This window comes from Cystobacter fuscus DSM 2262 (assembly GCF_000335475.2).
GTDB classification, from domain to species: domain Bacteria; phylum Myxococcota; class Myxococcia; order Myxococcales; family Myxococcaceae; genus Cystobacter; species Cystobacter fuscus.
Genome location: NZ_ANAH02000010.1, coordinates 283,093 through 305,886, shown reverse-complemented (window position 1 = coordinate 305,886; position 22,794 = coordinate 283,093). Strand labels below are relative to the sequence as shown.

The 22,794-nt window shown below is 68.5% G+C and carries 19 protein-coding genes; 5 read left to right on the top strand and 14 right to left on the bottom strand.

Annotation, left to right across the window (positions count from 1 at the left end; genetic code table 11):
- The first annotated feature begins 9 nt into the window (after positions 1–9).
- On the top strand, positions 10–567 hold the full coding sequence (gene thpR, locus D187_RS19635; RefSeq protein WP_043430613.1) for an RNA 2',3'-cyclic phosphodiesterase: 558 nt from the start codon (positions 10–12) through the stop codon (positions 565–567).
- A gap of 101 nt (positions 568–668) precedes the next feature.
- Positions 669–2,972 (top strand): putative metal-binding motif-containing protein, encoded by a 2,304-nt coding sequence (locus tag D187_RS19630; protein WP_020918139.1) that lies wholly within the window; start codon positions 669–671, stop codon positions 2,970–2,972.
- 48 nt (positions 2,973–3,020) lie between these two features.
- Here D187_RS19630 and D187_RS19625 read toward each other — a convergent pair whose 3' ends face one another.
- Together D187_RS19625 and D187_RS55285 are read right to left on the bottom strand one after the other, a co-directional pair.
- Complete coding sequence (locus tag D187_RS19625; RefSeq protein WP_043430611.1) at positions 3,021–3,779, bottom strand: hypothetical protein; 759 nt, start codon at positions 3,777–3,779, stop codon at positions 3,021–3,023.
- A 122-nt stretch (positions 3,780–3,901) separates the two neighbouring features.
- Complete coding sequence (locus D187_RS55285; protein WP_002632177.1) at positions 3,902–6,124, bottom strand: PQQ-binding-like beta-propeller repeat protein; 2,223 nt, start codon at positions 6,122–6,124, stop codon at positions 3,902–3,904.
- Here D187_RS55285 and D187_RS19615 point away from each other — a divergent pair, their 5' ends adjacent.
- Positions 6,125–7,177 (top strand): hypothetical protein, encoded by a 1,053-nt coding sequence (locus D187_RS19615; RefSeq protein ID WP_002632176.1) that lies wholly within the window; start codon positions 6,125–6,127, stop codon positions 7,175–7,177.
- Positions 7,178–7,199: 22 nt separating this feature from the next.
- Here the strand turns inward: D187_RS19615 and D187_RS19610 are convergent, their stop codons facing one another.
- Genes D187_RS19610 through D187_RS19590 form a run of 5 tightly spaced genes read right to left on the bottom strand, consistent with a single transcriptional unit; the run spans position 7,200 to position 12,013 of the window.
- Entirely contained in the window at positions 7,200–7,955 is a 756-nt protein-coding gene (locus D187_RS19610) for an ABC transporter ATP-binding protein (RefSeq protein WP_002632175.1), read from the bottom strand.
- Positions 7,952–8,818: an ABC transporter ATP-binding protein gene (locus tag D187_RS19605; RefSeq protein WP_002632174.1), complete on the bottom strand. Its 867-nt coding sequence runs from the start codon at positions 8,816–8,818 to the stop codon at positions 7,952–7,954. The genes D187_RS19610 and D187_RS19605 overlap by 4 nt, the downstream gene beginning before the upstream one ends.
- Positions 8,818–9,873, bottom strand: coding sequence for a branched-chain amino acid ABC transporter permease (locus tag D187_RS19600; protein WP_043430606.1), 1,056 nt, complete (start codon positions 9,871–9,873; stop codon positions 8,818–8,820). Before D187_RS19600 ends, D187_RS19605 begins: the two co-directional genes overlap by 1 nt.
- Before the next feature lie 8 nt (positions 9,874–9,881).
- Positions 9,882–10,811 (bottom strand): branched-chain amino acid ABC transporter permease, encoded by a 930-nt coding sequence (locus D187_RS19595; RefSeq protein WP_002632172.1) that lies wholly within the window; start codon positions 10,809–10,811, stop codon positions 9,882–9,884.
- Positions 10,811–12,013 carry an ABC transporter substrate-binding protein gene (locus D187_RS19590; protein ID WP_002632171.1) on the bottom strand — a complete coding sequence of 401 codons (1,203 nt, stop codon included), beginning with the start codon at positions 12,011–12,013 and terminating at the stop codon, positions 10,811–10,813. Before D187_RS19590 ends, D187_RS19595 begins: the two co-directional genes overlap by 1 nt.
- A 250-nt stretch (positions 12,014–12,263) precedes the next feature.
- Between D187_RS19590 and D187_RS50110 the strand changes: the two genes are divergently transcribed.
- Positions 12,264–12,968, top strand: coding sequence for a hypothetical protein (locus D187_RS50110; RefSeq protein WP_002632170.1), 705 nt, complete (start codon positions 12,264–12,266; stop codon positions 12,966–12,968).
- A gap of 3 nt (positions 12,969–12,971) precedes the next feature.
- On the opposite strand, the gene D187_RS19580 is transcribed toward D187_RS50110, so the two are convergent.
- The 4 genes from D187_RS19580 to D187_RS19565 all read right to left on the bottom strand — a co-directional run bounded on the left by D187_RS19580 (position 12,972) and on the right by D187_RS19565 (position 17,841).
- A complete protein-coding gene (locus D187_RS19580; protein WP_002632169.1) occupies positions 12,972–14,468 on the bottom strand; it encodes a serine/threonine-protein kinase in 1,497 nt (498 codons plus the stop codon).
- Between the two features lie 52 nt (positions 14,469–14,520).
- Complete coding sequence (gene dnaK, locus D187_RS19575; protein ID WP_002632168.1) at positions 14,521–16,353, bottom strand: molecular chaperone DnaK; 1,833 nt, start codon at positions 16,351–16,353, stop codon at positions 14,521–14,523.
- 6 nt (positions 16,354–16,359) lie between these two features.
- Entirely contained in the window at positions 16,360–17,235 is an 876-nt protein-coding gene (gene grpE, locus D187_RS19570; RefSeq protein WP_002632167.1) for a nucleotide exchange factor GrpE, read from the bottom strand.
- Positions 17,236–17,313: 78 nt separating this feature from the next.
- The gene (locus D187_RS19565) at positions 17,314–17,841 is read right to left on the bottom strand and encodes a hypothetical protein (protein WP_002632166.1); all 528 of its coding nucleotides are present in this window, start codon (positions 17,839–17,841) and stop codon (positions 17,314–17,316) included.
- Positions 17,842–17,968: 127 nt separating this feature from the next.
- Here D187_RS19565 and D187_RS19560 point away from each other — a divergent pair, with 127 nt between their 5' ends.
- The gene (locus D187_RS19560) at positions 17,969–18,814 is read left to right on the top strand and encodes a DMT family transporter (RefSeq protein ID WP_002632165.1); all 846 of its coding nucleotides are present in this window, start codon (positions 17,969–17,971) and stop codon (positions 18,812–18,814) included.
- Between the two features lies 1 nt (position 18,815).
- Here D187_RS19560 and D187_RS19555 read toward each other — a convergent pair whose 3' ends face one another.
- The 3 genes from D187_RS19555 to larC are packed head-to-tail and all read right to left on the bottom strand — an operon-like array spanning position 18,816 to position 22,783.
- Complete coding sequence (locus D187_RS19555) at positions 18,816–20,465, bottom strand: FAD-dependent monooxygenase (RefSeq protein WP_002632164.1); 1,650 nt, start codon at positions 20,463–20,465, stop codon at positions 18,816–18,818.
- Between the two features lie 13 nt (positions 20,466–20,478).
- Positions 20,479–21,555 carry a dipeptide epimerase gene (locus tag D187_RS19550; protein WP_002632163.1) on the bottom strand — a complete coding sequence of 359 codons (1,077 nt, stop codon included), beginning with the start codon at positions 21,553–21,555 and terminating at the stop codon, positions 20,479–20,481.
- A 55-nt stretch (positions 21,556–21,610) separates the two neighbouring features.
- Positions 21,611–22,783, bottom strand: a complete 1,173-nt coding sequence (gene larC / locus D187_RS19545; protein WP_002632162.1) for a nickel pincer cofactor biosynthesis protein LarC — start codon at positions 22,781–22,783, stop codon at positions 21,611–21,613.
- Between the last annotated feature and the right edge of the window lie 11 nt (positions 22,784–22,794).

The window sequence follows — 22,794 nt, the reverse complement described above, 5'->3', positions numbered from 1 at the left end:
GAGATGAGCATGCGACTCTTCGTCGCCGTGACGTTGGGCAGCAGCGTGGAGGAGGCGGCCACCGCGGCCCTGGAGCAGTTGCGCGGCCTGGCGCCACGCGCGCGCTGGGTTCCTCCGGCCAACCTGCACCTGACCCTGAACTTCCTGGGAGAGGTGGACGACGAGCGGGCCGCCCGGGTGAAGCAGGTGCTCGAGCAGGTGGGGCCGCGGCATGAGCCCCTGGTGCTGAGCATCCAGGGCGGAGGGAGCTTCGGGGCGCAGTCACACCCGCGGGTGCTGTGGGCGGGAGTCGAGGGGAACACGGCCGCGCTGGGCGCGCTCCAGGCGGACGTGGCGGAGGGATTGCGGCCCCTGGGCTTCGAGCCCGAGCACCGCTCGTACGTGGCGCACCTCACGCTGGCGCGGGCGAAACAGCCCCGGGGAGACCGGGAGCTGGCCGGGTGCGTGCGAGCCCTCCAGGACGCGCGCTGGGGCGAGGCGCGGGTGGATGGCCTCGTGCTCTTCGAGAGCCTCGGTGGCCACTACCATCCCCGCGCCCGGATTCCCCTGGGCGCTCGGGCCCCCTGAACGTCCCCAGACTCGCGCGACAGGCGGCCACGGGCAGCCCGCGATTACACGAGGGGTGCGTTCCGTTCGATGAGTCCGGAAATAGGGCATGATACCGGATCATGTCCTCACGTCTCGTACTCCTCGTGGGCCTGGTGGCCTGCTTGAGCATTGGCTGTCGTGATCAGGGAGCGGTGAAGCTCACCATCTCCTTTCCGAACTTCAAACCCGGCTGCATCCGCGTGAGCGTGAAGGACGCTCAAGGCGCGGGCGAGGAGCGCTCGATGGAGCTCCAGGAGCAGCTCGCGGGGAAGAAGCGCGGCGAGAAGGTGACGGTGGCGGCGTTTCGCGAGGAGGGCTGGGGCTCGATACTCACCGTCACCGCGACGGCGTTCGAGCAGCAGTGCTCGGACAAGCCCGTGTTCACCGCGTCGGACTCCGTCGACGTGGGCCGGGGCGTCTCCTCCGCGGCGCTGACGCTCGTGGCGGATGACACGGACGAGGATGGCTACGTCTCCAAGGCGAGTGGCGGCACGGACTGCAATGACGGCGAGGCCACGGTGCACCCCGGGCAGGCGGAGCTGTGCAACACCCGGGATGACAACTGCGACGGCAAACCAGACGAGGGCTTCGAGAAGGTCGGCCAGCAGTGCGGCACGGGGAGCACGTGCCAGACCTGGGCCTGTGATGCCGTGGGAGCCATGAGCTGCCAGGACGTCATTCCCCAGTGGTACCGCGACCAGGATGGGGACGGCGAAGGCGACCCCCAGCAGGGCCTGAGCCAGTGCGCCCAGCCGGTGGGCTACGTGAACAACGACCGCGACTGCGACGACAAACGCAAGGAGCGCTACAGCACCGCGACCGAGCTGTGCAACGGGGTGAACGACAACTGTGATGACGTGGTCGACGAGGGGTTCAACACCGGCGCCACCTGCACGGGCGAACTCAACTGTGGGGGCACGATCGAATGTGTCACAACCACTCAGTCCGCGTGCAAAGTCGTGACGAGCACCTGGTACCCGGATGGGGACAAGGACGGCCATGGCGCAACGGGCGCGGGAACGAAAGTCTGCGGAGACACTGCGCCCAGTAGCTACTACGTCGCCAGCTCGGATGACTGCGATGACACGAAGAACAACGTGTACACCGGCGCCCCGGAATTCTGCGACGCGCTGGACAACGACTGCGACAACCAGAAGGACGAGGACTTCGACGTAGGCGTGGCGTGCGACGCGGGCAATCAGTGTACGGGCGCGAAGGAGTGCGCACCGGGTGGAAAAAGTACCCAGTGCAAATCCACGACGCCTCCCACTCAATACTACGTGGACAACGACTTCGACCAATACGGCCAGAACACCCCGGGTCCCCTGACGTGCAGTGCTCCAGGTGCCGGATACGCGACCCAAAGTGGGGACTGCGATGATGGCAACCGGTTCACCCACCCCAATGCGGCCGAGGTGTGCGATCTGGCGGACAACGATTGCGACACCGAGAAGGATGAAGGGGACGTGTGTCCCACGACTCCAGCTTGGACGAACTACCCATCGCCTTCGCCTGATTCGGAGACTTGGTATTCCGTGGCGCTCTATGGAAATGGAGGCGTGTGGGTCGCTGGCGGTGACAATTTCCACCAGCGCAAACCCACAGAGACGAGCTTCCAGGACCTCAGCACCTGCACGGCAGGGGCAAGCGTGTACAGCGTTGCCACGACTCCGGGCTCAGGGGACGCCCTGCTCGGAGGGAACGACGGGTTCATGGCGCGGTACGACCCGACCAGCGAGCAGTGTGTAAGCCCGGGGAAGAAGTCCGTGGATACGCACATCAAGGGTGCCACCGCCTTCCCCCTTGGAAACGACATCGAAGCCCACTTCGTGGGATTCAACACGAATGGCCCGGACAAAGGACGTGCGTTCCGGGTGATCACGCCCCAAGGCACCAGCTACGACACCCAGTCCGTGTCCGAGGAGCTGACGGACGTGCATGGCCTCTCACAAGACACGCTGTTCGCCGTCGGTGGGGCAAACACGTCCAGTATCTACCGGTTCGACAAAACCTCGGGGAACTGGAGTCCAGAGACCATTCCCAACGGAGGAGGCACCCTCCTGGGTGTCTGGGTCGTGAATCCCAAGCTGGCCTATGCCGTGGGCAACAATGGAACCATGTACGGTTGGAATGGTTCTGCCTGGAGCAAGTTCTTGCCCACGCCGCCGGGTGACCACCTCAGCTCGGTGGTGGCCTTTGGGAGCCGTTCCATCTACATCTCCACGCTGACTGGGAGGGTCTACCATTACAACGGCAGTGCGTGGACGAAGGCGTTCGATCTCGGCTCGGTAACACCCGGTCAGTTCCGAGACATCGCGGCGAACAATCCAGGAGACATCTGGGTCGTGGGCAACAAAGGCAATCGCTACCACTGGCCCCAGTGAAGCACGGGGACCCGCGGGCACAAGCCACGCGGGTCCCGAGGACAACGACTACCGGCGGGTACCCGCGTCACCGGCCGGAGTGCCGGCATCGGTCGCGGGAGTGCCGGCGTCACCGGGGGTGGTGCCCGCGTCACCCGCGGGGGTGCCGGCATCGCCCGCCGGAGTCCCACCGTCGCCCGCCGCCGAGCCCTTGGGCGCCGGCGAGATGGAGGGCGGAGGGTTGATCAGCTCGAGCGAGGAGAAGAACTGGTCGGCCTGGGGAGCACCGATGCTCGGGTTGTAGAGAACGAGCAGGGTGTAGAGGCGCGGCCCGACGAGGAAGTTCTGCGCGCGCACCTCTCCGGAGTCGGAGGAGATGGTGAGGGACTTGCCGGGGTAGCCCTGGAGGGTGATGTCCTCCTCGGACTTGACGGTGCCATTGAGCTTGCCGACGAGACCAGCCTTGCCCTCGTTGAAGAAGGCAGCGGCCGGGTGGGCCGAGACGACCTTCTCGGGATAATCAAGCGTGCTGATGGAGTAGAGCACGCCGGTGATGTCATTGATGGCCCAGGAGGCGGTCTGCACCTCGCCACCGGGGATGGAGACCTTCCCGCGCTGGGCCTCGGGCTGACCGGGGAGCTGCACGGAGAAACCCTCGGGGGCGGTGATCTTCTGGAACTGGATCTGGGGCCGCTCGGTGGGGGTGTTCTCGTTGGGAACCTCCTCAACCGTGGACCCACCCGACGTGGAGGAGCCCGTGGTGGCGCAAGCAAGGCCAATCAGCGACAGGGTAACGACGGCGGCGAACAAGCGGGACAAAGATGACATAGGTGCGAGTCCAGGATGTTTGAGGTGGAATGGAAGCGGGCGAACCCTAGACGAGTCCGCCCGGTGTCTCTACATCGAGTGTCGGGAGTGACGACACGAGGACAAGCCGCCTCGTGCTTCTCCTAGGGGCAAGAGGTGAGAGGAGTGTCGGGATTGCCGGTATTGCGTGAATCGTGCTGGTACTTGGGCCAGGGGGCGGTGGAATCCAACCCCGGGCTGTCCACGACGATGGCGAAGACCCTGCCGTCCTGACTCGCCGCGTACAACACCCCGGGCATGCCGGACAGCACGCCACCATCCGCCGCCCGGCTACAGTCGAGGTTCATCGAGGCTTCAATGGGGGATTCAGCGTCGAATTGCCACTCGATGTGCTCCAACGGCCGACGCGCCTGGATGACACCACTCGTCGAGCTGGCGGTGTAAACGTAACCACCCGCGCCCCAGACGGGAGCCCCCTTGATGACCTCGGAGGGAGTCTGGATGCTCTGCGTCCCACCATCCGCCGCATCCAACGAGAGCAGGTTGTTGCTCTGGAGGCCCACGACCACTCGGGTCTCGGGCGAGCCACCAATGCTGGCATTCCAGGTCGGAGAGCCGGTGGGGGTGTTCGTCGGGTCCTGCCCACCATCCAGCGGCGCGGTGAACAGCCTGCTGTTGGTTCCATCGTTGCTGCCGCCGAAGATCTTCCCATCCGCCACGGCCATCGCCGTGGGGTTTACCACTCCGAGCGGACGATCCCATTGCGCCGAGCTGTTCCAGAAACCATTGGCCCCCAGCGCGAAGGATTTCAACCTGCCCGTGGAAGTGCCCAGAACGACAGAGGACCCTGAAGCAAGCATCGACCCCGGAGCAACAACATCGCCAGTGTTAGGAGTCGTCGGACATTGAACCAGAGAATCGCTCTCATCTGGACGCACAGCGAAGAGAGTTCCTCCAAGTCGCCCCGTGTAGACGCCATAAACTGTTTCCGAGGCGTTACCTACAGAGACTTGACCGATTGCCAGCGCCGATTGAACGAGCACTCCCGCCGAAGAGGAGTCAGTGCACGGGGTAATGAAAGTACTGCTACCTTTATAGAAACCAACGCGACTATTGCTGCCCTTTCTGTGAGCAGCGTAGACACGTTCCGTTCCATCAGGCAACGCATTCCCCACCGCAGGACTGGCCACGACAGCTCCAGTACTCGCCTCCCATAGCAAACGACCATCCTCGGAGAGCGCCAGAAGTCGCCCATCGTTGTTACCGCCATTGGTTGTCCCGACATAAAGGACACCTTTGTTCCCCACGGCGGGCGCGGCGGTAATCGTGGCTGAAACAATATCTTGTCGCCACTTCCAGCGCGTCACGGGGATGCTCCCTCGACCGGAAGTCTGGTTGCCCACCCGATCCTTCGCACTCACTTCAACGGCGAACTCGCCGCGGAACGCAGGCAGGCCCGGCTTCCACAGGGGCACATCGACCGTCGCGCAATACGCTTTCCCCTCGCACGGAGTCGCCGAAGCCAGGCTCAGCCCCTCCAGCGCAACCCCTCCGTCGAATCCACGCACGAGCACGCTCACGCTTTGCGGATCCAGGTCCGTCGAACTGGATTCGACCCGCACCGTCGCCGTCTGATCCCTACGCCACGCACTCGGTGCCGAGGGGTCCTTGTAGAGGAAGCCACCATCCGGCTCCCGGCTCGGCGAGGCCGTCGGCACCACCGACAGCAACGGGCCCGTCGTGTCCACCGTCAGCCCCACCGTGCTGCTCGGCCCACCCTGCTCGGGATACGCCGCCGTCAGCCGGTAGGCGCCCTCCCCCGAGGGATTCCACTGCGTGCTGTAGACCCCATCACCTTCCGTCGTCGTCGGCAGCGAGGCGACCGTCCCTCCGTCCACTCGCGTCACACCGATGTTCAACGTCGCGGGGAAGTTCGCCGCGAACCCGGGCGTCACCTGTAGCTCCGCCCGCACGGACAGCGTTCCTCCATCGATCACCGTCGCGTCGCTCGGACTCACCACCAGCCCCGTGAACCGCGGCTGGCATTTCAACGTCAACGCGGAACAGGCCTCGTAGGTGGCGCAGGGTCGGTCACACGCCTGGCTGTCGATCTCTCCGTCGTAGACACAGACGTTCTGCAGGCACAGTGCACCAGAGCGACAGTCGGTCGCGGTCTCGCACCGATTGATCGGCTGCGTGCACGCGCAGAGCGCGCCCAACAGCAACAGTCCGAGGACCTTGCGCCACATCACGACGATCACCTCTTCACACTCTTGGACGGTCCAGTCTTCGTGGATAGCATGGGGTTCCCGCTCGCGGAAGGTTGCGTCCTGGGAACTCCCCTGCGATGACCTGATTCCGCACACGTGTTCCCCTCCTCCGAGGAGTCCGCCCTGATCCCCCGCGCCTCCCCTTCCGTCCTCCTCACGCTCGCCCTGCTGCTCGCACCCACCGTGCACTCACGCGACGCCGCCGCGCAGGACGACATCACTCTCGTCGCCGTCCATCCGTGCGTCGTCATCGGCGAGAAGGACAAGAAGAAGGCGCAGGGCTACGAGGCCGCCTGCTCGGCCGCGATCGCTCGCACCGGCGTGAAGCACGTTCCCGACGAGCAGGTCAGCGCATTCCTCGAGAAGCAGCCCAAGAAGTCGTGCGTCATCGCCAACAAGGAGTCCCTCGAGTGTCTCGGCCGACTCGCCGCCGAAACCCAGTCGGGCCACTCGCTCCTCGTCACCGTCAAGCCCGGCGTCCCCACGTTCGTCTCCGGCCACGTGGTGGACACCCAGGGTCAGGAGCTCCGGAAGATGACCCTCCGGCTGAGCGACCCGGAGCAGCTCCTGAAAGAGGACGAGGGCACCGAGGACCTCAGGAACAGGCCCTTCGCCCTCCGGCTGCTGCGGCAATTGCGCATCCTTCCCAGGAGATCGCCCCCGCGCGCCGAGCCGCCGCCCGCCCCTCCCGCCGCCGAGGCACCTGCGCCCACGGCGCCTCCCGTCGTGGCTCAGCCCGCTCCCGTCACGGTCGAGGAAATGGTCGTCGCGCCCTCGGTCCGCGACTCCCCCTGGCGGAGCTGGAAGAGGCCCGCCGCCTATACCGCCGCGGGCGTGGGCGTCGCCGCCCTGGGACTCGCCGGCTTCCTCGTCCTCGACGGCGACAAGGCCATGCGCGACTCCAATGCCTACTACGCCGATGGCCGCTACCCCACGTCCAACGACGTGTCCCGGATCGTCGCCCTGCGCGAGAAGGCCGCCTCCCGCCGCGTCCTCTCGGGTGTGAGCGCCGCCGTGGGCGCCGCGCTCGCCGGAGCGGGCGTCTACCTCTGGCTCCAGGACCGTCCGGCCGCGGCGTCGCCCACCCCGGGAGTCGCCTCCCTCTCGGTCGGCCCCGGCGGCGTGAGCATCCTCGGCGTCCTGCCGTGACGCCGCCCCGGGGCGAGCCCTGTTACTCGCCCAGGTAGGCCTTGCGGATCTCCGGGCTGTCCAAGAGCGCCTTGCCCGCTCCCGCCATCACCACCTCGCCCGTCTCCAGCACGTAGCCGTAGTGGGCGAAGTTCAACGCCAGGTGGGCGTTCTGCTCCACCAGCAGGATGCTCACCCCCGCGGCGTTCACGTCCCGGAGGTTGCGGAAGATGCTCTCCGTCACCTGTGGCGCCAGCCCCAACGAGGGCTCGTCCAACAGCAGCAGCGTGGGCCGGCTGAGCAGCGCGCGGGCAATGGCCAGCATCTGCTGCTCGCCTCCCGACAGCGTCCCCGCCAGTTGATTGCGCCGATCCTTGAGCCGCGGAAAGAGCGTGTAGCTCTTCTCCAGGTCCGCCTGGATGCCGTCCGCGTCCTTGCGCAGATAGGCCCCCAGCTCCAGGTTCTCCAGCACCGTGAGGTTCGGGAAGATGCCCCGGCCCTCGGGTGCGTGCGCCATGCCCTTGGGCACCAGCTGGTGCGCCTTCTTCCCGGTGATGTCCTCACCCAGGAAGGAGATGCGCCCGCCCACCGGCTTGAGCATCCCGCTCACCGCGCGCAGCGTGCTCGTCTTGCCCGCGCCATTGGCGCCGATGAGCGCCACCACCTCGCCCTTGCCCACCGTCAGCGTCACGCCCCGCAGCGCCTGGATGGCCCCATAGGAGACCTTCAACCCCTCCACCGCCAGCAGCGGTGGAAACTCGGGGCGCGTGCCCAACAGTTTCACCTGCGCCTCGCTCACGCCGGGCCTCCGTGCGACTGTCCTTGCGACTCCAGATAGCTGTCTCCCAGGTACGCCTCGATGACCTTGCGGTCACTGCGCACCTCGGCCGGCGCTCCCCAGGCGATCTTCTCGCCGTGGTCGAGCACCGTGATCTTCTCGCAGATGCCCATCACCAGCTTCATGTCGTGCTCGATGACGAGGATGCCCAACTGGAAGTCATCCCGGAGCTTGCGGATGAGCACCATCAGGTCCGCCTTCTCGCGCGTGTTCATGCCCGCCGCCGGCTCGTCCAGCAGCAACACCCGCGGCCGCGTGCCCAACGCCCGGGCGATCTCCAGGCGCCGCTGCTCGCCGTAGGGCAGGTTGCGCGCCTCCTCGTTCCGGCGATGCGCGAGCCCCATCACCTCCAGCAGGTGCTCGGCCTGCCGGGTCAGCTCGCGCTCCTCGGCCTGGAAGGCCGGTGTCAGCAGCATCGCCCGCCACCAGTCGCGGTAGTTGCCGAGGGCCTCGCGCAGCTTCGCCCCCATCCCCACCTGGCCGTTCTGGTGCAGCGCGCCCTGGGCCCGGCACGCCACCTTCACGTTGTCCAGCGCCGTGAGCGCCCGGAACAGGCGGATGTTCTGGAAGGTGCGCGCGAGCCCCGCCTGGTTGATCTGATGCGGCAGCCGCCCGTTCACCCGCACCCCGTTCACGCGCACCTCGCCCTGGGTGGGCCGGTACACGCCGGTGAGCACGTTGAACGCGGTCGTCTTGCCCGCGCCATTCGGACCGATGAGCCCCTGCAGGTCTCCCGGATGAATGGCGAGGTTGAAGTCCGAGAGCGCCTTGAGGCCTCCGAACTGGATGCTCACTCCCACGGCTTCGAGCAGTGGTCCGCTCATCACATCCCCTTGCGGCGCCGAGGCAGCCAGCGTGGCACGACGTCCCACAGTTCCTTCGTTCCGAACAACCCCTGGGGCCGCGCCAGCATCAGCGCCACCAGCAACAGGCCGTAGACGGGCATGCGGATCTGATCCACCTGCTGCGCCAGGGTGCTCTCCGAGCCCACCAGGGAGAACACCGAGCGCATGACCTCGGGCAGCAGGGTGAGGAACACCGCCGCCACGATGGCGCCCGTGGTGGAGCCCAGGCCCCCGAGCACCACCATCACCACCACCTCCATCGACTTCACGAAGGTGAAGGAGCCCGGGTTGATGATGGGCACGAAGTGGGCGAACAGCCCGCCCGCCACGCCCGCGAAGAACGAGGACACCACGAAGGCGCGCACCTTGTAGCCCGTGGTGTTCACACCCATCGCCTCGGCCGCCACCTCGTCCTCGCGGATGGCCAGCAGGCTGCGACCGTGGCTGGAGCCGGCGATGCGGCGCGCCACCAGCACGCTCAGGAACACCCACAGGCCCACCATGGCCACCGAGGACGTCTGGGGAATGCCGCTCAACCCCAGCGCGCGGCCGAACGCCTCGGTGTTGGTCACCACGACACGAATGATTTCCCCGAAGCCCAACGTCACGATGGCCAGGTAGTCCCCGCGCAGGCGCAGCGAGGGCAGGCCCACCAGGAAGCCCGCCAGCGCCGCGGCGCCACCCGCCACCAGCAGCGACACCAGCAGGAACACCTGGTCGCTCACCGCCACCGGCAGGAAGGAGATGGCCACGTCCTCCAACGCGAGCGACGTGATGCCCGAGATGTAGGCGCCCACCGCCATGAACCCCGCGTGGCCGATGGAGAACTGACCCGTCATCCCGTTCACGATGTTGAGACTCACCGCGAGCAGGACGTTCACCCCCATGACGGACAGGAGGTAGGAGGCGAAGGGGGAGTCGCGCAGCAACAGCTCCAGCACCAGCAGCACCGGGAGCGCGATGAGCAACGGGAGGATGCCGCGCAGCGAGGGCGGCACCCGGGAGGAAGAAGACACGTCGAGGTCCGGTTCCATGCTCGGCGTCAGACCTTCTCCGCCGCGACCCGGCCGAACAGGCCTCCGGGACGGACGAGCAGCACGAGGATCAAGAAGCCAAAGGCCACCGCGTCACGCCAGGTGCTCGCCGCATAGCCCACCACGAACTCCTCCACGAGCCCCAGCAGCAGGCCGCCCACCATGGCGCCCGGCACGTTGCCGATGCCCCCGATGACCGCCGCCACGAAGGCCTTGAGGCCCACGTACAGCCCCATCAGCGGACTCACCGAGGTGTCCTTGATGGCGTAGAGCAGACCCGCTCCCGCCGCCAGCGCGCTGCCGATCATGAAGGTCACCGAGATGATGCGATCGGTGGGGATGCCCATCAGCGCCGCCACGCGGTGATCGAAGGACACCGCGCGCATCGCCCGCCCGAAGCGGGTGCGGTAGACGAGGAACTGCAGGCCCGCCATCAGCGCCACCGCCACCATGAGCGAGATGACCTGCCAGTTCCACAGCACCACATCCGGGAACTCGGGGTCGCCGAGCGTGAACCACTGCGCCGGCTTGATGATCTGCGGGAAGGCGCGCGGCGCCGAGCCCGGCAGGAACCCGATGTCCAACTGGAAGCCGTACGAGAGCGTGAACGAGATGCCGATGGCGGTGATGAGCGCGGTGAGCCGAGGCTTCTCGCGCAGCGGCCGGTAGGCGAAGCGCTCGATGAGGAAACCCAGGAGCGCGCAGCCCACCATGGCCACGAGGAAGATGAGCAGCACGCCGCCCACCGAGCCCCGCGCCTGCCGTCCGAGCATCAAGGCCGTCGCGTAGCCCATGTACACGCCAACCATCATCACGTCGCCGTGGGCGAAGTTGATGAGCTTGAGCACGCCGTACACCATCGTGTAGCCGAGCGCGACCAGTGCGTAGATCGTGCCCGCGGCGATGCCGTTGATGAGATGCTGGATGAGCTGGGACATTACGGTTTGACAGTGGTGACGAAGTTGGCCTTGCCTTCGCCAACCTTGAGGATCACCGCCGACTTCACGGGGTTGCGCTTCTCGTCCAGCGTGATGGTGCCAGCCACGCCCGGGAAGTCCTTCGTCTGGGCGATGGCGTCGCGGATGGAGGCGCCCGTCAGGTCCTTGCTCTTCTCGATGCCGGCGATCGCCACGCGAGCCGAGTCATACGCCAGCGCCGCGATCGCGTCCGGCGTGCCACCGTAGGCCGCCGTGTAGTCCGCGATGAACTTCTTCACGCGCTCATCCGGGTTCTGCGGCGAGTAGTGATTGGAGAAGTAGGCGCCATCCAGCGCGTCGCCGGCCAGCTCGAACAGCTTCTCCGAGTCCCAACCGTCCCCGCCCAGCAGCGGCACCGACAGACCCAGCTCGCGCGCCTGGCGGGCGACGAGGCCCACGTCGTTGTAGTAGCCCGGAACGTAGATGGCCTGCGGCTTCGTCTTCTTGATGGCGGTGAGCTGCGCGCGGAAGTCGGTGTCGCCCTGCGAGTAGCTCTCCGTGGTCAGCACCTTGCCGCCCATCTCCGAGAACTTCTGGGTGAACACCTCCTTGAGGCCGATGGAGTAGGCGCTCTTGTTGTCCTGGAGGACGGCGACCTGGTCCAGCTTCAGGTTCTCGCGCGCGAACTTCGCCATCACGAAGCCCTGGAACGGGTCGATGAAGCAGACGCGGAAGATGTAGTCACCCTTCTCCGTCACGGACGGGTTGGTCGAGGCGGGGGTGATCATCGGCACCCCGGCCGCCTGCGCCTTCTCGGCCATGGCCAGGGAGTTGGACGAAGCCACGTCGCCGAGGATGACCAGCACCTTGTCCTGGGTGACGAGGCGGGTGGTGGCCTGGGCCGCCTCCTCGGGCTTGCTCTGGTTGTCGTAGACGCGCACCGCGAGCTTCTTGCCCTTCACCCCGCCCGCGGCATTGGCCTCCTTGACGGCCAGTTCCACACCGCGCTGCGTGGACACACCGAAGGTGGCCTGGGAGCCGGTGAGGCTGCTCACCTCGCCCAGCAACAGGGTATCGGCGGCGGGCGGCGTGCCCCCCGTGGGAGCAGGCTGGGCGGCCTGGCCCTGAGAGTCCGTACCAGCGGGAGTAGGCTGCGACTTCTTTTCGCAGGCAGCCGAAAAGAGCGCGAACACTGCGAGGAATAGCGGAGTGAAACGGCGCATGGGGGCGTCCTCACGAGGCCAGGGTGTGCGGCAAAGCCGAGGTTTTGTATGGGGAGCCGCCAGAGGGGTCAAGCACGCAACCACTCCCCCGGGCCTCCCAGTACCTTTTCTCACCCCCAAACACAGCCTTCCCGTCCCCCGCGGAGCCGCCAGCCCACCGAGCCCTCCCCCGTGACGGCCTGCGTAAAGCTGCCCTTCCCCAGGAGGGATCTCCATCTTCCCCTTGGAGCCAACCGCGAGGAGGCGGATCATGTATCAACGCGAGGGAATCAAGGAAGGCATGACCGTTCGCAGCGTCGACGGGCACCGGTTGGGCAGGGTGTACGCCGTGGGCGAGAGCGAATTCCACATCGAGAAGGGACTCTTCTTCCCCAAGGACTATTCCGTGCGTTACTCGGAAGTCGGGGACATCGTGGATGGGGAGATCATCCTGGCCCATGGCAAGGACAGTCTGCGTCCGTTCTCCACCAGTGAAATCCACGACATCGATCCCCTGGACTCGGGCCGGGTCGGAAGCGCCCCCGCCAGCAGCGCGGCGGTGGAGCGGGACATGGCCCGGAGCGACCCGGACGCCTACGCGGCCCTGCCCATGAGCCGCCGCATCGAGGGCCTGCGGACCGAGGACCTGGGCAACCAGGGCATCGGAGCACGCAACACGGAAGGCGCCCAGGCCAGCCCCTTCCTGACGGAAGAGGATCGGGCCCGGGACCGCGCCGTCGAGCGGCCCGCGCCGAAGGTCCTCCCCCAGGAGCCGGGAATCGGCCTGCCCCTGCGCCACGAGGGCACCCGGCCCGAGATGCGCGCCTCGACCCCGGAGCAGGAGCCCACCGTCATCGTCGAGGACGAGCTCTACGAGGAGACGCGCCGGCTGAACATGCGGGGAGACGCCGACCCGAACTCCGGGCGCCGGTTGAACCTCAGCGGCGAGCAGGATCCGAAGAAGCGCGGATACTGAGCCTCAGCGCTTCGCGTCCCCCCGCACGGTGGGGGACGGCGCCCCCGTCGGCGGACCGGACAGCTTGCCCGGGCCGAGGTGGACGCGCTCCAGGCGCTCGAAGCCGTGCAGGCGCTCGGGGAAGTGCGTGGCCATGAGCTGCCCCACGTCGCTCTCCCGCGCCGGGGGGCACACCCGCAGCAGGGCCTCGGCCATCTGGAGCGCATGCGAGAAGCGCTGCTCCGGCTTCTTGGCCAGGGCCTTGTCCATCACCTCCCACAGCCCGAGCGACATGCCCTCGGGCCGGGTCAACCGGTCCAGGCAGATGGCGTGCATGGACTCCAGCTCATCGCCCCGGTCGAAGGCGCGCGTGCCGGTGAGGGCCTCGTAGAGGATGAGGCCCATGGCGAAGAGATCGCTGCGCGCATCCAGGGCCTGTCCCCGGGCCTGTTCCGGAGACATGTAGAGCGGCTTGCCCTTGACGATGCCTGGCAGCGTGACCGTGCGCTGGGCGCGCGCCTTGGCCACGCCGAAGTCCAGCACCTTCACCCGCCCGTCGAAGCCCACCATCAGGTTGTGCGGGGACAGGTCCCGGTGCACCAGTTGCATCGGGTGCCCATCCTCGCCGCGCGCACGGTGGGCCGCGTGCAGGCCGTGGAGGGCCTGCACCACGATGGACACCACCACCGCCGGAGAGGGCCGGGTGACCGCCAGCAGCCGATCGAAATCCACCCCGCGCACCAGCTCCATCACCAGGAAGTAGGCCCCCTGCGACTCACCGAAGTCGTGGAAGGTGATGAGGTTGGGGTGGGACAGCCGCAGGCCGATCCGCGCCTCGTCCAGGAACTGCTTCACCATGTCCGGATCCGACGCCAGGTGGGGGAGAATGCGCTTGAGCGCCACCAGCCGGCCGAGCCCCTCCGGCCCCCGCGTGCGCGCCACCAGCACCTGCGCCATGCCGCCCGAGCCCAGCGGCGTCACCAGCTCATAGCGGCCAATCCGTCCGCGCGTTCCCGACAGGGGATCCTCGGGAGCCAGCTCGTCCAGGCGCTCCAGCACGTTGCGCCCCTCGGCCAGCGCGATGAAGGCCAGGAGCGCGTTGTCGAGCTGATCCGCGATGGCGTCCACCAGCTTCATCACCAGCGCGCCGCCATCGTCGAAGCGGCCGTCCACCACCAGCCCCATCGAGCCCAGCTCCAGGCGGCCGAGCGCCAGCGGAGCACAGAAGAGCACGCGCTCCGGGGACAGGCGGCGGCAGCCCTTCCAGCCCGCGGCCTCGAAGACGTCCACCCCCAGCCGGCCCGAGACGCGGGTGAGCACCGGCCCCGTGGTGCCCCGGAGGCTGATGAAACCCGCCGAGGCGTGCACCAGCCGGGCGCACTGCGTGAGGAAGACATCCACCGCCGCGTCGAGGCTCAACCCCCGCTCCAGGCAGTCCTCGAGGATGTCGTCCGCCATCCGCACCACGGCGGTCAGGCCGCGCAGGAAGGCGACCTCGGCTTCAAGCGAAGGGAATTCCACGAGCCGTATTGAACACCGGAGACGAGGGCCCCGGGAAGAGGCCCCCGTCACCTCATGAGCTCGCCTTGGACTGGTCGGCGTAGAGGGCATCCGCGATGCGGTAGGCGCTCGTCTCCAGCTTCTGGTAGGCCTCGCGCACCGCCGCCGCGTCCGACCCCTTGAGCGTCTCCTTGAGGTGGTCCACGTCGGCCTTGATTTCCGTGCGGTCCTTCTCCTGGAGGACGTTGCCGTACTCCTCGAGGCTCTTCTCCGTGGTGTAGATGAGCGAGTCGGCGTTGTTGCGCAGCTCGGCCAGTTCCTTCTTCAGCTTGTCGTTGGACTGGTTGGCCTGGGCGTCGGAGATCATCGACTGGATCTCCGACTCGCTCAGGCCCGAGTTGCCCACCACGCGCACCTGCTGCACCTTGCCGGTGCCCAGGTCCTTGGCGCTCACGTGCACGATGCCGTTGACGTCGATGTCGAAGGAGACCTCGATCTGCGGCACGCCGCGGGGCGCCGGGGGAATGCCCACCAGCTCGAAGCGCGCCAGCGTCTTGTTGTCCACCGCCATCTCGCGCTCGCCCTGCAGCACGTGCACGCTCACCAGCGGCTGGTTGTCCACCGCGGTGGAGAACACCTGGCCCTTCTTGCAGGGGATGGTGGTGTTCTTGTCGATGATCTTCGTGAACACGCCGCCCGCCGTCTCCACGCCCAAGGACAGCGGCGTCACGTCCAGGAGGAGGACGTCCTTCACCTCGCCCTTGAGCACGCCGCCCTGGATGGCCGCGCCCACGGCGACGACCTCGTCCGGGTTGATGCCCTTGTGCGGCTCCTTGCCGAAGAACTCCTTCACCTTCTGCTGCACCGCCGGCATGCGCGTCATGCCGCCCACCAGCAACACCTGGTGGATCTGCTGCGCGGGAATGCCCGCGTCCTTGAGCGCGATGCGGCACGGCTCGATGGAGCGCTCCACCAGGTCCGACACCAGGGACTCGAAGGTGGTGCGCTCGATCGTCTCGGTGAGGTGCTTGGGGCCGGTGGCGTCCGCGGTGATGAAGGGGAGGTTGACCTCGGTCTCCGTCGCGCTGGACAGCTCGTGCTTGGCGCGCTCGGAGGCCTCCTTCAGGCGCTGCAGCGCCATGCGGTCCCTGCGCAGATCCAACCCGTTGTTCTGCTCGGCGAAGCGCTTGGCCAGGAAGTCGATGAGGCGCTGATCGAAGTCCTCACCGCCCAGGAACGTGTCGCCGTTGGTGCTCTTGACCTCGAAGACGCCCGAGTTGAGCTCCAGGATGGAGATATCGAACGTGCCGCCGCCCAGGTCGTACACCGCGATGCGCTCGGCGTTCGACTCGCGCACCTTGTCCAGACCATAGGCGAGCGCCGCGGCCGTGGGCTCGTTGATGATGCGCAGCACGTTGAGGCCGGCGATGCGGCCCGCGTCCTTGGTGGCCTGGCGCTGGCTGTCGTTGAAGTAGGCGGGCACGGTGATGACCGCCTCGGTCACGGGCTCGCCGAGGTAGTCCTCCGCCGTCTGCTTCATCTTCATCAGCACGATGGCGCTGATCTCCGGCGGGCTGTAGCCCTTGCCGCGGCTCTCCACCCACGCGTCCCCATTGGGGCTGGGCACCACGCGGAAGGGACTCACGCTGATGGCCTTCTTGGCCTCGGGCGAGTCGAACTTGCGGCCGATGAGCCGCTTGACGGCGAAGACGGTGTTCTCGGGATTGGTGATGGCCTGCCGCTTGGCGATCTGCCCCACCAGGCGCTCACCCGACTCGGTGAAGCCCACCATCGAGGGGGTGGTGCGGCTGCCCTCGCTGTTGGGAATGACCACCGGCTCGCCGCCTTCCATCACGGCCACGCACGAGTTCGTCGTCCCCAGATCGATTCCAATGACCTTGCCCATGGCGTTCTATCGGCCCTCACTGGGTGTTTTGCCGGGCTGCGCGGAAGTGGCCCCCCCCGTGGGCGCACTCCCCGGCGTTGTGCTGGACGTCGGCTCGGGCTTCGCTCCCTCGGGAGCACGCGCCACCACCACCAGCGCGGGCCGCATGAGCCGATCATTGAGCAGGTAGCCGCGCACGGCCTCGTAGACGACGTGCCCCGGAGGCACGGTGGCGCTCTCCACCTGCTGCATGGCCTCGTGCAGGCGGGGATCGAAGGGCTGGCCCACGGCGGAGAAGCCCTTGACGCCCTGCTTGCCGAAGGCGTTGTCGAGCAGCTTGCGCGTCATCTCCACGCCGGTGCGGAAGGCCTCGAAGTCGGTGGACTTCTGGGACGCCTCCAGCGCGCGATCCAGGTTGTCGAGCACCGGGAGGAAGTCCTTGAGCAGGCGCTCGAGGCCGAACTTCTGGAGTTCCTCCTTCTCCTTCTGCGCGCGCTTCTTGTAGTTCTCCAGGTCGGCCGTGGCACGCAGGGCGCGCTCGTGGCTCTCCTTGAGGCGCTCCATCGTCTCGCGGCTCTTGGTCTGGCTGAACTCGAGCTGGGCGCGGGCCTCGTCCAGCTCTCGCTGGACGGTCTCCAGACGCTGGCGCGTATCGGACAGGGCGGCCATGGACGGGCCCGAGCCGGACCCGCCCTCGCCGAGGACGGACGGGGGAATGTCCACCTCCAGGGTCATTCCCTCGGGGATATCCACGTCCAGCGTTCTGCCCCCCTCGGGAACATCCCCATCCTCACTCGCGGGAGGATGGGCACGCCGCTCGACGCTCTTGAGCGCCTCGTCGATGACGTCCTGAGAGATATCCGCCTGGATGCTGCCCTTCTCATCACGGTTCGAGCCGGCCACGCGCGCACTATGGCATGGGGCGCGGGTTGATCCAACGCCCAGGGCCCCACGCCCCGCTCCGACGGCTGCTCGTGGACCTCAGGAGGCCGGACGGGCGGGCTTCTTGCGGCCGATCGACTTGGGGGAGCTCGCCTTCTTGGCCGCCGGCTTCTTCGCGGCGGTCTTGGCGGGAGCGGTCTTGGCCGAGGGCTTCTTGCGGCCGATCGACTTGGAGGCGCCCGCCTTGGCCGCCGCCTTGGCCGCGGGAGGCACCGGAGGCGTGGGGGGCACCGGAGGAGGCGGGGGGGACGCCGACGGGGTCCGTGACGCGGGAGGCACCGGAGGCGGGGGGGAGGCGGAAGACGAATGCTTGTCGAAGGCCCCCTCGACGGTCTCCTCCACGCGGCGCACGGCGGACTCCAGGTGCTCCGCGGCCTGCTTGCCCGTCGCCATCGCCCAGACGCGCAGGTTCTGCAGGCCCTCCTTCACCTTGGCCTGGTTGTTCGGGTCCTGCACCTCCACGAGCAGCCGCTGCGCCTCGGTCTTGAGGTCGTCGCCCGTACGCTTGAGCTCCTCGCCCGTGCGCTTGAGGAAGTCCATCAACTGCTTGTCCCACTTCTCGGCCATGTCGTTGCCTCCCCAGGACAGCCAGTGCGTCCATCTGACTGCACCCTTACGCAATGCGCAAAGTAATCTTGCGAGCTCGTCCACGAACCGGACAGTCGCGACATGCTAAGGGGCCCGAGTCCCGCCCATGCACCCCTCCCGCCTCTACCTGCTCGCCGCCGCCGCGCTCTGGTCCACCGCGGGCGTCCTCGTGAAGCTGTCCACCCTGACCGCCTGGCAGCTCGCCTCCGGCCGCTCGCTCATCGCCGCCGTGGCGCTCGCGCTCGCCCTGCCCGCGGGGCGCAAGCGGCCTTCGGCGCGTGGGCTCCTGGCCACGTTGGCCTACGCGGCCACCGTGGTGACGTTCATCGTGGCCAACAAGCTCACCACCTCGGCCAACGCCATCTTCCTGCAGGACACCGCGCCGCTCTACGTGCTGCTGCTCTCACCCCTCGTGCTCGGCGAGCGCCCCTCGCGCGGCGAGTGGATGGCCGTGCCCGTGTTCCTGCTCGGCCTGAGCCTCTTCTTCCTCGACCAGCTCAACCCCGGCCAGTTCTGGGGCAACATGGTGGCCCTGGCCTCGGGCGTCACCTTCGCCTCGTGCATCCTCGGGCTGCGCGCGACCCGCGGCGAGGGCACCTCCGTGCTCGTGTGGGGCAACGTCCTCGCGGGCCTCGCCACGCTCGTGCCCGCCCTGGAGGGCCCCCGCCCCACGGCGATGGATCTCGGCATGCTCGTCTTCCTCGGCGTGTTCCAGCTCGGGTGCGCCTATGCGCTCTTCGAGCGCGGTCTGCGCGAGACGCCCGCGCTGGAGGCCTCGCTGCTCATCCTGCTCGAGCCGGTGCTCAACCCCGTGTGGACCTTCCTCTTCGTGGGGGAGCGGCCCGGACCCTGGGCGCTCGTGGGCGGCACCATCATCCTCCTGGCCACCGCCTGGCGCACGCTGAGCGCCGCGCCCTCGGGCAGCAGTCCCCCCGCGCGGGAAGAGACCTGAGCTACCGGCCCAGCCGGCGCGCGAGCTCCGCTTCCAGCCGCGTCGTCTCGAGCGGCCACTCGCGGTGGCCCACATACCCGTCGGGCCGCACCAGGTAGAACCCCTCCGCCCCGGCGCCGAAGCGGCGATGCACCGCGCCGTCCTCGTCGGCCAGCACCCGGGCGGCGGGCGAGCCCTCTCCGGCCACCACCACGCGCGCCTTCAACCAGGGCTCGTAGCGCTGCTCCAGCCGGCCCGCGAGCGCGACCAGCTCCCCACGCCGCGAGGCCTCGAACTTCAGGCCCGTGAACAGCAGCAGCGTGTGCTCGGGTCCGCGCAGCACCTGGTGCAGGCGCTCCACACCCTCCCCCCGGATGGGCATCTCCGGGACACGCTCCCCGGGCGCGGGGCCTCGCCGCCGGCTCACGCCTCCCACGTCCTCGCCCCACAGGGACTCGGTGGACAGGGGGCTCTCGCGATAGCGGATGGTGAGCTGGGAGACGAAGCGCGACACGCGGCGCTGCGCGGCGGCACTGCCGAACAGGCGGGTGGCGACCCGGGGCACCACGTGGGCACGGAACAGCCGCGCGCCGAGCCCCCCTCGCGCCATGAGGGAGAAGGCCCGGTCCGTGCCCCGCAGCAGATGGCGTCCCACGGGATGCCGCTCCAGCTCGTACGTGTCGAGCAGGGACTCCGGCGCACGGCCCCGGGTAACGAGCGCCAGCTTCCAGGCGAGGTTGTAGGCATCCTGGATGCCCGTGTTCATCCCCTGGCCGCCCACGGGGCTGTGGATGTGCGCGGCGTCGCCGGCGAGGAACACCCGGCCCTGGCGGTAGCGCTCCACGCCCCGGCTGTGCAGCCGGTAGCGCGACATCCACCGCGGCTCGCTCACGCGCGCGGGCACGGGCACCATCTCATCCACCAGCGCCTGGATCTCCTCCAGCGTGAGGGACGCCATGTCGTCGGCGGCGTCGGCGGCGTCCTCGTGCGGCCGGATGAAGAACAGCCGGTAGCGCTGCTCGCCCGGCATGGGGAAGGCCCCCACCACGCCGTGCGCGGACGGAATGATGCACAGCTCGCCCTCTCCCAGGGACCACTCGACGCGCACGTCCGCCAGCACGCACGAGTCCTCGTACGTCGAGCCCTCGAAGGGCAGGCCCAATCCCTTGCGTACCCGGCTGCGCGCGCCGTCACAGCCCAGCAGCCACCGCGCGGACACCCGCTCCGTCCGGCCATCCTCGTGCTTCAAGGTGGCCACGACCCCGTCCGCTCCCTGCTCGAAGCCCTCCAGCGCCACGCCCCGCTCCACCTTCGAGCCAAATGAGCCCAGGTGCTCGGTGAGCAGCGCCTCGGTGGCGTCCTGCGGGAGCATGAGGATGAAGGGGTAGCGCGTCTCCAGCCAGGTGAAGCCCCGCAACGAGACGCGCGCGCGCACCCCACCCTTCCCCAATACGTTGAAGCCCAGGGCCTCACGCCCGAGGGCGAGGGCCTGCTCCACGATGCCCAGGTCCTCGAAGATCTCCAGCGTGCGGGCCTGCACCGCCAGCGCGCGCGAGAGCGGCGAGGGGGCCGTGAGCTGCTCCACCACGCGGCAGCTCAGCCCATGCCGCGCCAGCTCCGATGCCATCGTCAGGCCCGTCGGCCCAGCGCCCACCACCAGTGCGTCCAGCATGTGCCGTCCTCGTTCACTCCAGCTCGACACCATGGCCGGCCTGGACGTGACCGACGTCCACCCGTCCCCCCTCGATCCGCAACCCCCCGCGGAAGGAATGCTCGCGAATGAAGAGGTGGGTGTCCAGGTCCGCGTAATCGAAACCGCCCAGGCCCGCGGCGAAGTGCACCGCGCTGCTCATCGCCAGGGTGCTCTCCAGCATGCCGCCCATCATCAACTCCATGCCGAAGGCGCGCGCCACGTTCCACATGGCCAGCGACTCCACCACCCCGCTCTTCATCAGCTTGAGGTTCACCCCGTGCGCGCCACCCTCGCGGCCCAGGCGCACCACGTCCGCCACCGTGCGCGCCGACTCGTCCGCGCAGATGGGCACCCGCGAGGAGCGCGTCAGCTCGGCCAGTCCCTCCCAGTCGTCGCGCGGCACGGGCTGCTCGAAGAGCGCCAGCGGAACGCCCGCCGCCTCCAGGCCGGACAGGAAGGTCCGCGCCCCCGCCACCGTGTAGCCCCCGTTCGCATCCGCGAACAGCCGGGTCCCGGGCGCCTCCCGGCGGATGATGACCATGCGCCGCACGTCCTCCTCGGGAGACAGCGCGCCCACCTTCACCTTGAGGGTACGGATGCCCCGCGCGAGGATGGCCCGCGCCGACGCGGCCGCGTGCGCCTCGTCTCCCGCCGTCACCGTCATGTCGATGTCCAGCGTGCTGCCCGCGCCTCCGAACAGGGTGGCCAGGGGCATGCGGTGGTGGCGACCCAGCGCGTCCAGCAGCGCCAGCTCGATGCCACAACGCGCCGACGGAGCCTGGGGCAGCGCCTCCCCGAGCCACGCGCCGATGGGCCTCCAGGCGCTCGCGTCCCGGCCCACGAGGGCGTCGCGCACGGAAGCCATGGCCTCGATCGTGCTCGCCTGCGTCTCACCCGAGACGGCCGTGAAGGGCGCCGCCTCGCCCAGCCCCACCGTGCCGTCCGCGAGGGTGAGCCGCACCAGCACGTTGTCCGCCCGTTCCGGGGCCCCCGTGGCGATGGCGAAGGGCTCGGTGAGCGGGAGGTTGAGGGGTTCGAAGCGCAGTTCGGTGATGACGGTCGGGTTCATGGGCTCGTGGGGAAGGAAGGAATAAGGAATGAGGAAGAGAACGGAGCGGCGGGAGTCAGCGCCCGGAACCGAGCGCCACCAGCGCCGCCGCCATCACCTGCTTGAGTGGAACTCCGGCGGACTCGGCCACCCGGCGGCAGTCCTCGAACTCGGGGTGGGCGTTGAGCACCACGCCGTCGCGCAGGCCGCGCTTCACCCGCACTGGACCCCAGGGCGTCTCGACCTCCACCCAGTCGCGATCCAGGGCCCGCCGCTCCACGGCATGGGAGCGCACCCCGAGCGTCGTGGATTCGCGCAGCAGCAGGTCCACCATGACCTCCTTCGCGCTCGACTCCACCAGCACGCTCAGCACATGGCCCGGCCGCGCCTTCTTCATCGTCGCGGGCACCACCCAGGCGTCCAGCGCGCCGCGCGTCAGCGCATGCTCCAGCAGGTAGCCGAGCAACTGCGGCGTGCTGTCGTCCAGGTTCGCCTCGAGCACCCAGAGGCCCTCCGTCTGGCCCTCGGCCCGGCCCAGGGTGGCGCGCAGCACGTTGGGCCGGTCGCGGAAGTCCTTCGTCCCCATGCCGTAGCCGATGCGCTCCATGCGGAAGTCCGCCGGCGGCGGGGCGATGCGCGTGAGCACCTTGAGCAGCGCCGCTCCCGTGGGCGTCGTCAGCTCGCCCACGCCCTCGAAGCGCACCGGCAGCTCCCGGAGCAGTTCCAGCGTGGCCGGCACCGGGATGGGCATGTTGCCGTGCGCCACCCGGATGGTGCCACTGCCCAAGGGCGGCGGCGCCGCGTACACCTCCGGGTCTCCCAGCAGCTCCAGCACCACCGCCGCCCCGCAGATGTCCACGATGGAGTCCACCGCGCCCACCTCGTGGAAGTGGATGGCGTCGAGCGACACCCCGTGCACCTTCGCCTCCGCCTCGCCGATGGCGCGGAACACCGCCAGCGCCCGCTCCTTGGCCCGGGGCGGCAGCGTGGGCGCCGCCTCGATGAGCGCGCGGATGTCCGCATAGGCCCGGTGGGGATGCGCCTCGCGCTCGTCCAGCACCACGTCCAGGTGCGTGCCGCTGATGGCGTGGCGCACCGCCCGGCTCACCGCCAGCTTCCAGCCCGGCACCCCGAGCCCACTGAGTGCCCGCGAGAGCGCCTCCGGCGACACGCCCAGATCGATGCCCGCCGCCAGGAACATGTCCCCGGCGATGCCGCCCACGGGCTCCAGATAGAGAACCTTGCGCATGCCCGAGCCCC